This is a genomic window from Nannocystis exedens (genome assembly GCF_002343915.1).
Lineage (GTDB): Bacteria > Myxococcota_A > Polyangia > Nannocystales > Nannocystaceae > Nannocystis > Nannocystis exedens.
In genome coordinates, this window is the sequence record NZ_NETK01000001.1 from 1,636,212 (window position 1) to 1,650,264 (window position 14,053).

Annotated in this window: 11 protein-coding genes; 3 read left to right on the forward strand and 8 right to left on the reverse strand. The window is 70.7% G+C overall.

The annotated features are described in order from the left end of the window. Nucleotides 1–9: 9 nt before the first annotated feature. From NAEX_RS06410 to NAEX_RS51985, 5 genes are all read right to left on the reverse strand, one after another. On the reverse strand, nt 10–855 hold the full coding sequence (locus NAEX_RS06410) for a hypothetical protein (protein WP_143825526.1): 846 nt from the start codon (nt 853–855) through the stop codon (nt 10–12). Nucleotides 856–868: 13 nt separating this feature from the next. Next, nucleotides 869–1,933 carry a DUF4150 domain-containing protein gene (locus NAEX_RS06415; protein ID WP_096326630.1) on the reverse strand — a complete coding sequence of 355 codons (1,065 nt, stop codon included), beginning with the start codon at nt 1,931–1,933 and terminating at the stop codon, nt 869–871. An 8-nt stretch (nt 1,934–1,941) separates the two neighbouring features. Then, entirely contained in the window at nt 1,942–2,952 is a 1,011-nt protein-coding gene (locus tag NAEX_RS06420; RefSeq protein ID WP_096326631.1) for a hypothetical protein, read from the reverse strand. Beyond that, nucleotides 2,949–4,025, reverse strand: coding sequence for a DUF2169 family type VI secretion system accessory protein (locus tag NAEX_RS06425; protein WP_170135507.1), 1,077 nt, complete (start codon nt 4,023–4,025; stop codon nt 2,949–2,951). Before NAEX_RS06425 ends, NAEX_RS06420 begins: the two co-directional genes overlap by 4 nt. 321 nt (nt 4,026–4,346) lie before the next feature. Further along, nucleotides 4,347–5,576: a hypothetical protein gene (locus tag NAEX_RS51985; RefSeq protein WP_245913943.1), complete on the reverse strand. Its 1,230-nt coding sequence runs from the start codon at nt 5,574–5,576 to the stop codon at nt 4,347–4,349. A 483-nt stretch (nt 5,577–6,059) separates the two neighbouring features. Between NAEX_RS51985 and NAEX_RS06440 the strand changes: the two genes are divergently transcribed. Beyond that, nucleotides 6,060–6,692: an SDR family oxidoreductase gene (locus NAEX_RS06440; RefSeq protein ID WP_096326633.1), complete on the forward strand. Its 633-nt coding sequence runs from the start codon at nt 6,060–6,062 to the stop codon at nt 6,690–6,692. 199 nt (nt 6,693–6,891) lie between these two features. Here NAEX_RS06440 and NAEX_RS06445 read toward each other — a convergent pair whose 3' ends face one another. The 3 genes from NAEX_RS06445 to NAEX_RS49755 all read right to left on the reverse strand — a co-directional run bounded on the left by NAEX_RS06445 (nt 6,892) and on the right by NAEX_RS49755 (nt 10,639). Next, nucleotides 6,892–8,814 carry a choice-of-anchor I family protein gene (locus tag NAEX_RS06445; protein ID WP_170135508.1) on the reverse strand — a complete coding sequence of 641 codons (1,923 nt, stop codon included), beginning with the start codon at nt 8,812–8,814 and terminating at the stop codon, nt 6,892–6,894. Nucleotides 8,815–9,295: 481 nt separating this feature from the next. Continuing rightward, nucleotides 9,296–9,706 (reverse strand): rhodanese-like domain-containing protein, encoded by a 411-nt coding sequence (locus NAEX_RS06455; protein ID WP_096326635.1) that lies wholly within the window; start codon nt 9,704–9,706, stop codon nt 9,296–9,298. A gap of 33 nt (nt 9,707–9,739) precedes the next feature. After that, on the reverse strand, nt 9,740–10,639 hold the full coding sequence (locus NAEX_RS49755; RefSeq protein ID WP_096326636.1) for a hypothetical protein: 900 nt from the start codon (nt 10,637–10,639) through the stop codon (nt 9,740–9,742). 309 nt (nt 10,640–10,948) lie between these two features. Between NAEX_RS49755 and NAEX_RS06465 the strand changes: the two genes are divergently transcribed. After that, nucleotides 10,949–13,048: a hypothetical protein gene (locus NAEX_RS06465; protein WP_096326637.1), complete on the forward strand. Its 2,100-nt coding sequence runs from the start codon at nt 10,949–10,951 to the stop codon at nt 13,046–13,048. A gap of 255 nt (nt 13,049–13,303) precedes the next feature. Further along, a complete protein-coding gene (locus tag NAEX_RS06470; protein ID WP_096326638.1) occupies nt 13,304–14,053 on the forward strand; it encodes a MerR family transcriptional regulator in 750 nt (249 codons plus the stop codon).

Here is a 14,053-nt window from a genome sequence, read left to right on the forward strand (position 1 = left end):
CCGCCCCGCTCAGGCGCGGCGGGGGATCTTGTGCCCGAAGAAGTAACGTTCGCCGGGCTCGAAGCGGTCCGGGGCGTCGCTCGCGAGCCAGGCCTCCAGGCGCGCCGCTGCGGTGAGTGGCTTGAGGTCGCCGTTCTTCTCGAAGAAGTCCGAGCAATCGATGCCGGTGCTCGCCTCGAAGCGCTGGCGCAGGTACGGCTTCATCATGTTCTCGTAACTGCTGGTGCCGAGCAGCTCCAAAAAGCGCTCCGCCACCCGCCGGACGCTGAAGGGCCCGCCGAAGAAGGCGTACGCCTTCGGCCCGCCGAGCTCGACGAGCCGCCGCTGCCAGAGGTCGCGGACGCCCGTCTCATAAGCGAGGAAGGCCTCGAGCGTGTCCTTGCGCGGATAGTCCGCGGCGGCGCCGAACTCGGGCTCGAGCATGGTGGTCAGATAGGCCGGGAGGCCCTCCGCGCACTGACCGGGAAAGTTGCGATCGTAGGCCGTCAGGATCGCCTCGACCGCCGACAGACGGCCCCACAGGCCGAGCGAGTGGCACAGCTCGCACACCGTCTCGATATACTTGACGTCGTCGAGAACGAAGCTCTCGACTGCCTCAAGTTGCTCGTCAGTCCCGGCATCGCCGAGCAGGTTGCAGGCGAACATGCGGGTGTCGGGACCCTTGAGACGCGGGTAAAGGTCGAGCAAATCGTCGAGAGCCGCGAACTCACCGCGGCGCGCGCGGGCGAACCGCTCGCGAAGTATCCGCCACTCCTCTACCTCGTCTTCGACATCTGGTGGCAAAGTCTTCCAGAGGACCGGGGTGAAGTAGCATCGTCCCCGGGGCTCCATGATGGTGGGCATATTGTACAACATCTCGTCAGTCCCTCTACCAGGTGTCCGTCATGAACTGGTCAATCTCCTGGCACGCCACGCAAAGCCGCTGTTGCGGCTGCAGGTTGTCTGGATTTGTGGGACACCCGCCGTATTCCTTGGGCGTGAGGTGATTGATCCGTGCCAACTTCTTCGCGTCGGAATCAATTCGATCACGTTCCTGAGCCAGCTTGTTGCCGGCACGCGCTTGCCTCGAGAGCTTGCTGGCTCGGTCCATCGCCGCCTGGGTCGCCGGCGGATACGCGGCCAACATCGTCTGTGAGAAATGCTCCGCAGGGCGGAGCTCGACACCGTGGTTCTTCTTGTACCACTTCTTGTAGTTGCCCCGTTCCTGGTCCCACTGGCGCTCGATGTCCGTATGCCGCTTCTCGTCCGGCTTGCGGAACACATCGCAGGGGGGAGAGGGAAAGGTCTTGCCGTCGCAGGTGCATTCGGTCTTCTTCACCGAGCGCAGCAGCTTGTACTCCTCCGCGCGTTTCTTATTAAAGTTCGGCGCTTTCGGATCGATCCCCAGGGCCTCTCGCATCGACAGCGGCTCCTCGCCCTCCTTGAACGCCGCGGCGCAATCTCGGGAGCCGCAGCACGGGCACTGCTTGGCCGCGATCCGGTCGAGCGCGAGCCGGTGCATCTCGCTCATGTTCGGGATCGGCGGCGTGCCTCCCGGGTAGCTCGCGTGATTGCTGGTCGTGAGGTCCAGGTGGCGGCAGACCAATTTTCCCTCGACGGCCACGTCCATCGAGTGCGCCTGAAAATAGGTCTTCCCGGAGATCGTGTGCGTCAGCACGCTGCCGCCGAAGTTGCGCGTCGCGGCCTCGTCACCGAGCGGCTTCGACGCGTAGAAGCTCTGCCCGCGCAGCGCGAGCGGCTTCCCGCCGATCATTACCGCACGACTCCCCTGCTTCAGATCGCGGGCGAACGAGCTGTCCGGATAGGGCACCGGTATGGGGCCCGTCGGCGGTGGAGGCGGGCTCAGACAGACGTCGGGGAACGCCGCCATCACCTTCGCGTCACCGGCCTTGTGCGCGATCTCCATCCCGTTCGCGTACACCTTCTTGCCCATGCCTGCTCCTATCCCGCGCTCTCGATCACGACCGCGGCGCGCCCGCCCGCCTCGTCGCCGGCGAACCCGATCGCCCGCGGCCCCGGGGCGTACTTGCGCGCCCAGCCGGCCATCGCCCACAACAGGCCGCACAGCCCCGCCGCGGCGCCGGTATCGCCCAGCGTCTCCGCCGGCAGCCACAGCGGGAACTCGGGTTTGCGCTCGCGGAGGAGCCGCGCGACGAGGAGCGCCTGCTCCTTGAAGTAGAAGCTCTCGCCCGCCGCGTCGGAGAGGCGAAAGTCGAGCTCGTGGGCCTGCAGGCCGGCCTCGAGCAGCGCCGCGCGAGCTGCTTCTACCGAGCCCTCGGCGCGCAACGGGACGTCGTTGTCGAGCGTCGAGGGTTCTCGGGCGAAGCCGGCCCCGCAGATCCGCGCCAGGGCGTTTCGCCGGTCTCCCGTCAACAGTACGGCAGCCGCGGCTTCGCCGGGGATCACGCCGTCGGAGTTCCCCTCGACGAGCAATCTCTGCTTTTGTGACAGGGCGAGCAGCGCGCGAGCGTTGAGCAAGGAATCGGCGGCGACGACGATGCTCGGTCGCCCGTCACGAACGCTCGCTCGGCCTCGCTCGAGCGCGGCGTACCCCCCATAGGCGCCCTCGCGGAAGATGTGCACATCCTCGGCGAGGATCTGCGTGCCGAGGATCTGCGACAGACGAGCGGCGAGCGGCGGAGAGCTGCGATCGAGAGCAGAGCCACCGAGAGCGACGAACACGGACGGACGCTCGAGCGCAGCGAGGCGGTTCCCTCGCGCGAGATCGGCGAGGGCGTAGGTCAGCAGCTCGAGCCAGCGTTGCCCGGGCGGGACGTGCCCGTGGATGGCACCCAGTCGCGACGCGACGATCTCTCGCCCCTCGTCGTCGTGTCGCCCGGAGAAGCTCTTCCGCATGATCCCCGCGCGCATGGCGGCGCACGCGGCCGGCCATGTCAGACCGAGCGGACAGGCCATCCCGGCCGCGCGGACGAACGTCGGGCGCTCGTTCACGGCTTGCCTCCGCCGCGCTGACGCAGCCAATCGAGGGTCGCGGACAGGTTGGCGAAGACCGGCTTGCCGCCACGGGTCCCGACGGGGGAACTCCTCCGTCGCTCACCGACCAGGATCTCTCGCAGCGCCGTGGGCTTCTTGCGCAGCGGCATGCTCGCGCGCCACACCAGCGTGGCGAGCTCGAGGTGTGGCTCGAGCGTCACCGTGTCGAGCACCCCGCTGCGGACAACCGAGCCGTCGTCGAAGCAAAACTCCACGGGGACGGGCCACGAGGGGATGGTGTAGAGCACGGCCCCGCGCGCGGCCATATGTACACAGCAGATCTTCTCACCACCCTTGAAGTGCGGGAACTGCTGATCGACCGGCGCACACTGGAAATAGCGGCTGTCGAAGTCCGCTGGCAGAAACGGCGCCCGTTCCTCGCGCCAGCGCGCGTCGTAGGTGCCGGCGAGCCCGATTCGCGGCTGCCAGGCGCGACCCACACAGCCGATCCCGGCCGGCTCCTGGCGGTCGCGGGGCGAGGACACCGGACAGCCCAGGAGCTCGACGTTGGGCACGGGCCGGCCCTCGATGTCGCGGGCGCTGCGACGGGGATGAAACCCGATCCCCACGGGATTGCGGGTCTCGACGATCACTTGCTCGGGGCCGTCGCTGTCGTCCATGCCCCCGAATGCGCGATCGAACGTGATCGGCAGTTCGGCGAAGGGAACGGCATCTCCAGCCCTGATGCCCATGGCGCTCGTCCAGCGCCGCTCGCCGTGGATCATGAGCTCCTTGACGCGACCTTGCACTTCGAGCCGCACGGGCAGCTTCTTCACGGGCCGACCACCCGGAGCGACGGCCTTCCCGACCACGACGACGTCCGTCGCCGGCTTCTCGAGCGCGAAGTCGCATTCATGACGCACGCTCGTGGTCGCGGGATCGCCGTAGTGCTCGTCCGCCGCGACGAGGGACCGCTGGAATTCCGCGAGCGTCAGCGCGCCCCGGTCGTCGGCGCAGAAGGTGCCCTTGACGACGACCACGCAGCGCTCTCTCGCATCGCGGTCGGTCGCCACGCACAGCTCCGCGAGCATCCCGGTCGTGTTGGAGGTGATCTGCATCGGACGCGGTGCTCGTCGCGGTACAGCCGGCGCACGTGGTCCGGCCGCGGCAGGACGCCGAGCATAGCGCGATCTCGCGGTTGGACGAGGGGAAGGAAACGACTCCTAAGTCGAAAGGCTGGGCAGCGCGCCGAGCGCGATGAGGAACAGCGTCCGGATGAACCGCCTCGCCGGTCACTCCCGAGCCCGCTGGCTCGCGAGACGTTGACCTGGAAACGGTTGTGCGCCCCGGCGAACAGGCCACGGGCTTCGTGAGGGCGGCCAGCTCGCACCGACGACCGGGTCCGCCGTCGCTCACCGCCCGCAGCAGGCCGTCCAGCAGCACGAGCCGTCGTCCTGCCCGCAGTTTTGCCCGCCGTTGGTCCAGCCGCAGTCGCAGTCGTCCATCTCTTCCTGCGAGCAGCTGCCCCCGCCGCCCTTGCAGGCCTGGATGTCGGCGAGCGGTCCGCGGTCGATGCCGGAGATCGCCACCAATTGCGGCGGGCAGGCCACCTCTTGATAATGCAGGTTCGGGTTGTCGGCGGCCTCGTACCAATGCACGTACCACTCGCAGCCCGCGAGCAGCTCGGCCATGCCGGGCTCGTCGAACACCGCGGCGCAGCGGGCCAGCACGCATTGCTTCTGCTGCTCGTGGTCGCCGCCCTGCTGCTGGCAGTACGTCATGAACCCGCCGTAGGTCGCCCCGAGCTCCGACGTGTCGACGTCCCACTGGTACGAGCAGGCGTCGAACAGCCCGACCCCGCCGCCCGGCGTGAGGATGTCGAACTGACCGCCGGCGACGTCGTGGCCGATGTTGGTCGCCTGCACGATCATCGTCTTGTTCGCCAGCGCCACCGATCCCGGGTCCTGCGCGTTGTAGTGGCCCGTCCCGTCGAAGTCGAGCTGGTAGCAGCGCCCGCAGATGTCGCCCTGGGCCGGCACCGCCGCGAAGCCGTAGGCCAGCGTGTCCGACACCGCCCACGGCGCCCCGCTGTAGCACGTGAACGCGCTGTTCTCCGCCGGCGACTGGCACGAGCTCACCACGTCGTAGGCCGCCCCCAGGCTGTTGTCGCTCTTGTCGCAGCTCTGCAGCGGTTCGGTCGCCGGGTTGACGTTGCCCTGCCAGCCGCAGTGGGCCTTGCAGCAGTCCCAGTAGCGCGTCGCGTAGCCCTGGCAGGCCGTGCCGTCGAGCGGCGGCGGGTCGACCGCCCCGGTCGTCGAATCGCTGGTGTTCGGGTCGGTCGTCGCCGTCGCGCCGGTCGTGTCCGCCTCGGTCGTCGTCCCCGGGCTCGACGTCCCCGGGCTCGTCGTCGCGGGGCTCGTCGTCCCCGGGCTCGTCGTCCCCGGGTTCGTCGTCCCGTTGCTGGTCGCGCTGCTGCTGCCCGTCGTCGGCGCCTCGGTGGCCGCGGTGCTGCCGACGCCGCTGGCCTCGCTCGCGCTGCCGGGGTTGTCGCCGGTCGTCGCCGCCGTGCCCGTCACCTCGCCGCCGCCGGGGCACGCGATCAGCCAGCCCGAGAGCAGCGCCCACGCATGGTTCGTCCGCATCGACACGCTCGCGATTGTCGGCCAACCCGCCCGCGAAATCACCGTCGATACGCCCGCTCCGCGGTTGCGTGGAATGCCCGCTGCGCGATGCCCCCGGGCGGTCCCCTGCGACGCCCCTGAGGGCCGGCCTCGCTGCCGCCTGACTTCCCGGGAAGATCCGCTCGGTTCATTGCCGCCCACCTGCGCACTCGCGTACTTTCGCGCGCCGCGCCGCGACGCCCGTCCGCGCCACGATCTCCCGGCCCTCCCGTCCCGCGGCCCGGTCCGCCCGAACGGCCGCGGAGATCACCCGGGTGTCCTTCAAGGCATGTCCATTCGGACATCTCAGCGTCGCGCCCACATGTCCTCGAGGACACCCGACCACGGCGCACGCCGGGTGCTGCACCCTCGCGGCCGCGGCGCCGAGGATCGCCCTCGCCGGGGCCGCCGGGACCCGGCCGCGCAGGCTTGGCAGTCGCGGGCCCGCTTGCTAGCGTGGCGGCGATGAACGCCTCGCCCGGTCGGGTCCTCGTCGTCGGCGGCACTGGCCGCACCGGTCGTCACGTCGTCACGCTCCTGCGCGAGGCCGGCGTCCCGCTGCGTCTGCTCGTCCGCGATCGCGCGCGTGCCGAGGCCGAGTTCGGCGCGCGCCTCGAGCTCGTCGTCGGCGACGCCCTCGACCTCGACCTCGGCCCCGCGTTCGCCGGCGTCGAGCGCGTCGTCACCACCCTCGGCAGCCGCGACGTCCACGGCGGCGGCCTGCGCAAGGTCGACCTGCCGGCCACCGCCCGCCTGGTCGAGGCAGCCCGCGGCGCGGGGGTCGCTCGCTTCGTGCTGTGCTCGACGATCGGCGCCGTGCCCACGCCCGGCGTCCCGCCGCACATGCTCGAGTGGTTCGCGCCCAAGGGCGAGGCCGAGGCCGTCCTGCGCGCCAGCGGCGTCCCCTTCGCCATCATCCGCCCCGGCGGGCTGCACGACGGTCCCACCGACGACCCGCGCATGATCGACTGCCGCCACGTCGCCCGCGCCCTCGTCGCCGCGATGGGCCGCGACGACGCCCTCGGCGCCACCTTCGAGCTCAGCAACGCCCGCCTGCAGCGGCCCGAGGCCGACCCGCTGCTCGGCGTCCGCGTCTGAGCGCTCGCGGCTGCCTTTCGCGACATGCTCTGCAAGACATGCTCTTCAGAGCATGTTCCTCGGGCCCTGCTCTCGAGAGCATGCCCCTGAAGTCATTCGGAGCCGTGGGCCCGCGACGAGGTCGGCAAGCCGCGCGCTGTCGCTGAGCACCTGGGTGGGGGCCGTCGTCACGGCGCCGCGAGGCTCGTGAACCGCGTGCTCACTGCCCGACCAGCTCGTAGATCGACACGCTGCCGCTGACCTCGTTGGCGACGATCACCAGCGGCTTGCCGTTCGGGCTGGCCGCCGCCGGCACGAACGTCAGGCCCTCGGGCCCGAGGTCGTCGGCGGTGCCCGCCTCGATGTCCGCGGCGAAGTCGCGCGGGTTCGCGTACTGAAGGATCTCCGGCGCTTGCGGGTCGGCGAGGTCGACCATCAGCACCCCGCCCATGCGCTCGAGCCCGATGAAGCCGAGCGTGCGGCCGTAGGCGTGGCCGAGCGTCAGGCCCTCGGGCTCGGGGCCCTTGTCGTCCGAGCGGCTGTCGAAGTCGTTGTCGGCGTTGTCGGCGTTGAAGTTGTCCTGGTAGGCCGGGTGGTTGGCGAGCAGCTGCTCGATCGCCTCGCCGCTGTCGTGGACCAGCGACCCGTCGGCCGCGCTCCACACCGCGAACGAGCGCCCGCCGAACGTGTAGAGCGCGTCGTAGTCGCCGTCGTCGTCCGGGTCGCCGAGCGAGCTCGTGACCTTGAGGCGACCGAGCGCCCCGTCCTGCTGCAGCGCGTCGGCGTCGGGGAACAGCTGCGGGTCGAGGTCGACGTTCTTGATCCGCACCTCCTCCGAGTAGCCGTCCCAGTCGCGCACGTCGCCCTCGTTGGCGGTCAGCAGGAACGCCTCGCCGTCGATCGTGAACCACGCGATCGCGTCGGGCTGGTACATCCCGCGCACCGGCGCGTCGACCAGCGCGGCCGCGCCGTCCTCGTCGGACGGGTCGAGCTTGGCCCCGCTGTTCCACGCCTTGAAGCCGAGCGCGTGGACGTCGGTGACCTGGCCGGTCGCCAGGTCGACCACCGCCAGCGCGTTGTTCTCCTGCAGCGTCACGAACGCCGTCAGCGAGTCGCCGGAGATCGCCACGTACTCGGGCTCGAGGTTCTGCGCCGGCGAGTCGGCGTTGGGCCCGAACAGGCGCACGTCGGGGTCGAGGTTCATCAGCGTGAACCCGGTGAAGTCGGCCGTCTTCACGTCGGCGGGCAGCACGTTCTCGACCCCGCCGGAGATGTCGATCACCGACACCGAGCCCTCCGGGTCGACCGAGTAGTCGTCGGCCGGCTCGCCCTCGTTGGCCGTCACCACGTACTTCCCGTCGGGCGAGAACGTGACCATGTCGGGCAGCGCCCCGACCGGCACCGACGCCAGCTTCTGCCCGCTCGCGGCGTCGAAGAACCACACCTCGCCGGTCTCGGTCTTGGTCGTCGACTCGACCGCCGCCGCCACGATCCCGTCGTGGACCGCCACCGAGTTCGGCGGCCCGAACAGCGCCGTCGACAGCGTCGTCACCAGCACCGGCGCCGCCGGGTCGCCGAGGTCGAGCACGTCGATGCCCGACTTCTGCCCGTTGACCACGAACAGCCGCTGGCTGCCCGGGTCGTAGGCGGGGATCTCCGCCGCGCTCCGATCGTCCTCGAGGTACACGGCGAGCGCGGCCGCCTCGTCCGGCTGCGCGTAGCGGCCGATCCGCACCATCTCGATCGTCTCGACCACGCCGGTGTCCGTCTCCCCCGCCGTCGTCTCGCCCGTGCTGCCGGTGGTCGTCGTCTCGCCCGTCGTCGTCGTCGTCGTGTCCGCCGTCGCGCCGGTGGTGGTCGTCGTCTCGCCCGTCGTCGTCGTCGTCTCGCCCGTGCTGCCCGTGATCGCCTCGGTGGTCGTCGAGTCGTCGCCGGTGGTCGACGGCGCGCCGGTCGTCGGCGTCGTCGTCGTGCCGGTCGGCGTCGCGGTGGTGGTCGGTTCGTCGGTCGTGCCGCTCGTGGTCGTCGTCTCGCCCGTCTCGCTGTCGGGCGTGGCGGTGGTCGACCCCTCCGGACTGCAAGCCGCGAGGCTCACGCCGAGGAGGACCGTGGCGATTTCGGAGATTGACGGGTTCTGTCGCATGGGAGTGAAACTGCGCCTCTGGCCGGATGACACGCCGCCTCGGCGACGGCCTCGCCGCACGCTGGTGACGTTTCTCGCCGCGATTGCCACGGCTTCGCGACAGGGTCCGTGACCCGCGGCCAGGCCCGAGCCGACGTCAGGGCGACCCGGGCGGCTCCGACATGGTGCTTCAGACATGACCCAAGGGGCATGTCCTCAAACTTATGTTCGATCAAACATGCCCCTGCGACCATCCTCGCAGGGCCCGTCACTCACGGCTCGGCGACCGCTCCGGGTCCCCGTCCCGGAGACGCCAGCCGCGCCTCGACCCGCTCGGGCTCAGTCGCGAGAGCGCCGCTCGTGGCATCGAGACGCTCGCTCCGCGGGCCGGACCCGCTCCGACCGAGCTCGCTTATGCCCCATGCGCATCGGGGAGAGCCCCGGCGTCACGGCTCGCCTGCGCCCGGTCGACGCCTGCGCACAGCGTCGTGGGCGACGCCCGCTAGCGCTTGAGCGACGCGTGGTCGTGCCCGGGCAGCGTCGTGGTCGTCGACGGCCCGCCGCCTGCGACCCAGCCGGCATCATCGTTGCCCCCGCTCCAGCCGCCGATCTGGTCGAGCAGGCGGGTATAGCCCAGGCCTTCGAGCACGGCCGCCGCGCGAGCCGAGCGCCCGCCCGCCTTGCACGACACCAGGATCTCCTGGTCCTTTGTAAAATGGGCCTGGACCTCGGCCGCGAACTCGGGGTTCGGCACCATCCCGCCGGGCCCCATGTGCATCAGCGGAATGTTGTAGGCGTTCGGCGCGTGGCCGGCCTCGAACTCGGGGACGCTGCGGACATCGATGTGGACGAGGTCGGCATCGGACGCGACCTTGGCGATCGCTTCGGGCGTGCTGAGGCGCTGGATCGGCATGCCCGATCTTCGTAGCCCGGGCGGGCCCGGCCTTCAACCCCCGGCCCCGCCGCTCTCCGCTTTCGCGCCGCCCTCCGCCTTCGCGCCGCTGGTCGCCTTCGCCTCGGCCTTCGCGTCGCCTGCGGCCGGGGTCGCGTCCGCGGCCGGGCGCTCGTTCATCGCCGGCGCCTCGGGGAACGGCTTGCCGTCGGTGCGCACCGCCGCCTCCTTGCCGTCGGGTCCGGGCACCAGCTTGGCGAACTGGTAGGCCAGCGTCGTGTGCGTCACGTACTTGCTGGCCTTGTCGGTCGCGGTCGTGAACTCCTCGCGCAGCAGGTGCGGCTCGCCGGCGTCGACGAAGAACAGCAGCGTCCCGCGGACCACCCCCTCGAGCGACGTCTTGGCGCCCGGCGACGTGTACTCGCCGATGTACGACAGCTCCGCGCGCAGCCCGGTGTCCGGGTCGCGCTCGAGCTTCTTCAGCTCCCACAGCACGTCGCGGGTGTCGATCACCCCGCCCGAGCGCATCTGGCACTTCGAGCGCCACTTGGCGCCGACGCCGATCGCCTGCTCCGGGAAGCGGATGCAGAAGAACCGGTTGGCGTCGACCAGCGCCTGTCCGGGCTTGGCCTCGGCCTGTTCTTTGGGACCGGTGACCGTCGTCGTCCCCGGCCGCTCGCCGGTCGCCAGCAGGCGGTGGCTCGTCACCAGTTGGTCGACGACCTTCTCGTCGTTCGCGAGGAACTTGCCGTTCGGCGGCTCGGCCTCGAAATTCACGTAGCGGTGCTCGAGCGTGCACGCGCGGGTGAAGCCCTCGCCGTCGCAGTCCTTGAGGCTCAGCCGCTCCTCGCGAGCGAACCCGGTCGGCTGGACCAGCGAACCGAAGCGGATGTTGCCGATGGTCGTGACGCGGTAGTTCGTACCTTCCCGAAGGGCCAGGCGGATCTCCGCCATCTCCGAAGGCGCCGGCGGGCTCGACGGTTGTGAAGGATCGGCCTTCGAATCGGCCGGCGTCGCGGGGCTTTCGGCCCCCACGGGCGGCTGGACCGCTGGCACGGACTTTTGCGGCGCTGCTTTGTCGTCGCGCTGTTGCAGGCGCGAGGGCCCCGGATCGCCGCAAGCGGCCACAAAAGCCAGGAGAAAGCCGGTCGTGTATGGGCGAAGCACGCGCGGAGCATCGCATGCCGGCTGCCGCGTCTGCCATGCGCGCTATCGCTCGCCTCATGTCACAAACCCACCCCGGTTTTCGCTATCCTCCGCCGCATGTCGAACCCCCGCCTGTCCCTCCCTCTGAGCACGCTGGTGCTGCTCGTCGCGTGCAATCAAGTGTCTTCCGCGCTCAGCATGGGAGGCGAAGAGAAGGCCGCCGACACCAAGGCCGAGGCTCCAGCCGACAGCAAGGCGCCGCCCGCCCCGGCGGCAGTCGCGCCACCCGCCCCGACCGGGCCGGCGTCCGTGGACGAGCTGCTCGGCCTCGTCCACGACGGAGCCTCCTCGTACGTCGTCTTCAAGTCCCCGGACGCGCTGCTGTCGCTGGCCGAGACCGCCGCGAGCACCTTCGAGCAGCCGCTCACCACGCTCGTCAGCGCCACGTCGCCCGACAAGACCTCGCGGCTGACCGAGAGCTTCGCCCTGTTCAAGCACGGCGTCGCCGACGCCAAGGACGCGCTGGCCAAGGCCGGCACCGACCTCGCGCGCGGCATCGTCGTCACCAGCACCACGCTGAACGGCGACGACACCGTGATCACCTTCTCGGCCAGCAGCGCCGAGGCCGCCAAGGGCCTGCTCGCGGCGCTGAAGATCCCCGACGCCGCCACCGCCGAGTGTCAGGCCACCGCCGGCCGGCCCGGCTACGTCACCTGCGCCAAGGACCAGCCCACCCTCGCCGCCTACAAGCCCGGCGACGGCAAGGCCGCGCGCACCCGCCTCAACACCGCCCTGCCGGCGCTGGCGATCGACGACCTGGCCCTGTTCGGCTACGCGGCCGACGGCGACGTCCACTTCGGCCTCGACAAGCCCGCCGGCGGCGCGACCTTCCACGTCAGCGCCCCGCCGGACGCCAAGGACTTGGTCGCCACCCTCGCCCCGGGCCAGGCCGACCTGCTGAAGTTCGCCCCGGCCGGCACCGGCTTCATGTGGATGAAGTTCGACCTCGACGAGCTCAAGAAGAAGGGCCTGAACGAGGTGCCCCCGCCGTTCAGCGCCACCGTCGGCGCCTTCACCGGCGAGGTCCTGTTCGGCGGCAGCGCCGCCCCGGCGGCCCTGCAGGCCCGCTTCGGCTTCAGCGACACCAGCTCGCTGGCCCCGCTGGCCGACCTCGCGGTCGCGTTCGGCGGCCCGATGATCCACAACAAGCCGATCCCCGACGTCCCCGGCAGCAAAATCTCCTTCAAGGCCGAGAACGTCACCGTCGGGGCCGACAAGATCAAGGCGCTGCACTTCGGCGCCAGCGGCGTCCCGCAGGCCAAGGCGCTGGCCGACCAGCTGGGCCTGTCGCTCGACGCCTGGGTGTTCCCGGCCGAGGGCACCCTCGCCGCGGTCGTCGGCGCCGACGCCACCAAGGTCGGCCTGGTCAAGGCCGCCGCCAACAGCGAGGCCACCATCGCCGCGCTGCCCCCGGCCCTGGCCGCCTCGCTGCGCGCCGGCGAGGTCGGCTTCGTCACCCACGTCCCGCTCGACGGCCTGCAGAGCCCCGAGCTGCTCAAGCTCCTCGACGGCGCCCTCGCCGGCATGCCCGGTTACTCCTCGAGCACCGCCCGCTCGGCGCTGAACGTGGTCGCTCCGCTGTCGAGCACGACCATCTGGATCAGCGAGCACCAGAACACCGGCGTGATGCACTTCGCCGTGCAGGCGATCGGCAACACCACCGACGAGGAGGGCAAGGCGGCCCTCGCCGCGGCGGCCAGCGCCGACCCCGCCAAGGCCTTCGCCGACCTCGCCGCCAAGTACCCCGGCTCGCCGCGGCTCGCCGCCTACCAGACCCGCGCCGGCCAGGGTGGCGCGGGCGCGCTGATCGGCGGCTCGGCGCCGGCGCTGGTGATCGCGGCCGGCACCGCCGCCCTGTTCGTCCGCAACGCCCCCGGCGTCGACGCGCCGCCGCCGGTCGTGGCCGAAACCCCGGCCGAGGAGAAGAAGGCCGAGGAGAAGAAGGCCGAGGAGGAGAAGAAGGCCGAGGAGAAGAAGGCCGAAACTCCGAAGACCGAGACCCCGAAGACCGAGACTCCGAAGACCGAGACCCCGAAGACCGAGACCCCCAAGACCGAGACCCCGAAGACCGAGACCCCCAAGACCGGCGGGCTCAAGATCGACGCGTCGAAGGCGGAGCCGCGGGTGCCGCCCAAGCGCGTCGGCCGCCAGGAGTGACGGCGGAGCGCGCGCGAGTCCGCGCCGAACTTCGCCGGACCCGCACCTGCACGTAAGCTTGTGGTTTGAGACCTCGGGCGATCACGGACCGGCCCCGGCCATTCCGCGGTCGCCCTTGGCCTTTTTACCGGCGTTTCCTCGCAGGGAACGGCGGTTGACAGTGAAGCGCGCGCGTGTCAGTTTTTGTCCACCGCCTCAACTCTTACGTGTACGTAAGAGATACTTTCCTCCCCGACGGAACAGGTTGAGGGCCTCATGAGCATCAGCGAAGCCAAGCCTACGCTCGCATCGACGGCCGGCGTGACGCGGCCCGGCCGGATCAAGATCGGCGAGCTCGCGCGCAAGACCGGCAAGACCCCGCGGGCCCTGCACCTTTACGAGGAGATGGGTCTGCTCGTCCCGAGCGCCCGGACCGAGGGCGGCTTCCGCCTCTACGGTCCCGACGAGGTCGCGCGGGTCTACTGGATCACCAAGCTCCAGGACATCGGCTTCAGCCTGCCGCAGATCCAGAGCCTGCTGCACACGGTCGCCGCCTCGCAGACCGCGCCCGAGGCGATGAACAGCGTGCGCGAGCTGTTCCGGGGCAAGCTCGAAGACACGCGGGCGCAGGTCACCCGGCTCTTGCAGCTCGAGCGCGACCTGTCCGAAAGTCTCGCCTACCTCGAGGGTTGCCGCCTCTGCCAGGAGCCTGCCAAGCCCGACGCCTGCACCAACTGCATCAGCGAGCGCCGCAGCGACGAGCCGACCCCGTCGCTGGTGGTCGGCATCCACCGCAAGCCGGGGCCCGAGCCGGCGCCACGGCCGTGCGCGATCGAGACCGCGACCGCCGGCGGCCGAGCCGCCGACCTGTCCCCGCGGACATCCGACCTGTCCCCGCGGACATCCGCTTCCGACCTGTCCCCGCGGACATCCGGCCCCGAGCTGGCCGCGCGGACCGGCGAGTTCGCCGCCCGCCCCGTCGAGCGAACCGCCGCCCCCACCGACGCCGAGGGGACCTTCCCATGA

Coding starts and splice junctions, on each gene's coding strand:
- NAEX_RS06410 (WP_143825526.1), bottom strand. CDS start 855: ATGTTGTACAATATGCCCACCATCATGGAGCCCCGGGGACGATGCTAC.
- NAEX_RS06415 (WP_096326630.1), bottom strand. CDS start 1,933: ATGGGCAAGAAGGTGTACGCGAACGGGATGGAGATCGCGCACAAGGCC.
- NAEX_RS06425 (WP_170135507.1), bottom strand. CDS start 4,025: ATGCTCGCGGAGCTGTGCGTGGCGACCGACCGCGATGCGAGAGAGCGC.
- NAEX_RS51985 (WP_245913943.1), bottom strand. CDS start 5,576: ATGCGGACGAACCATGCGTGGGCGCTGCTCTCGGGCTGGCTGATCGCG.
- NAEX_RS06440 (WP_096326633.1), top strand. CDS start 6,060: ATGAACGCCTCGCCCGGTCGGGTCCTCGTCGTCGGCGGCACTGGCCGC.
- NAEX_RS06445 (WP_170135508.1), bottom strand. CDS start 8,814: ATGCGACAGAACCCGTCAATCTCCGAAATCGCCACGGTCCTCCTCGGC.
- NAEX_RS06455 (WP_096326635.1), bottom strand. CDS start 9,706: ATGCCGATCCAGCGCCTCAGCACGCCCGAAGCGATCGCCAAGGTCGCG.
- NAEX_RS49755 (WP_096326636.1), bottom strand. CDS start 10,639: ATGGCGGAGATCCGCCTGGCCCTTCGGGAAGGTACGAACTACCGCGTC.
- NAEX_RS06465 (WP_096326637.1), top strand. CDS start 10,949: ATGTCGAACCCCCGCCTGTCCCTCCCTCTGAGCACGCTGGTGCTGCTC.
- NAEX_RS06470 (WP_096326638.1), top strand. CDS start 13,304: ATGAGCATCAGCGAAGCCAAGCCTACGCTCGCATCGACGGCCGGCGTG.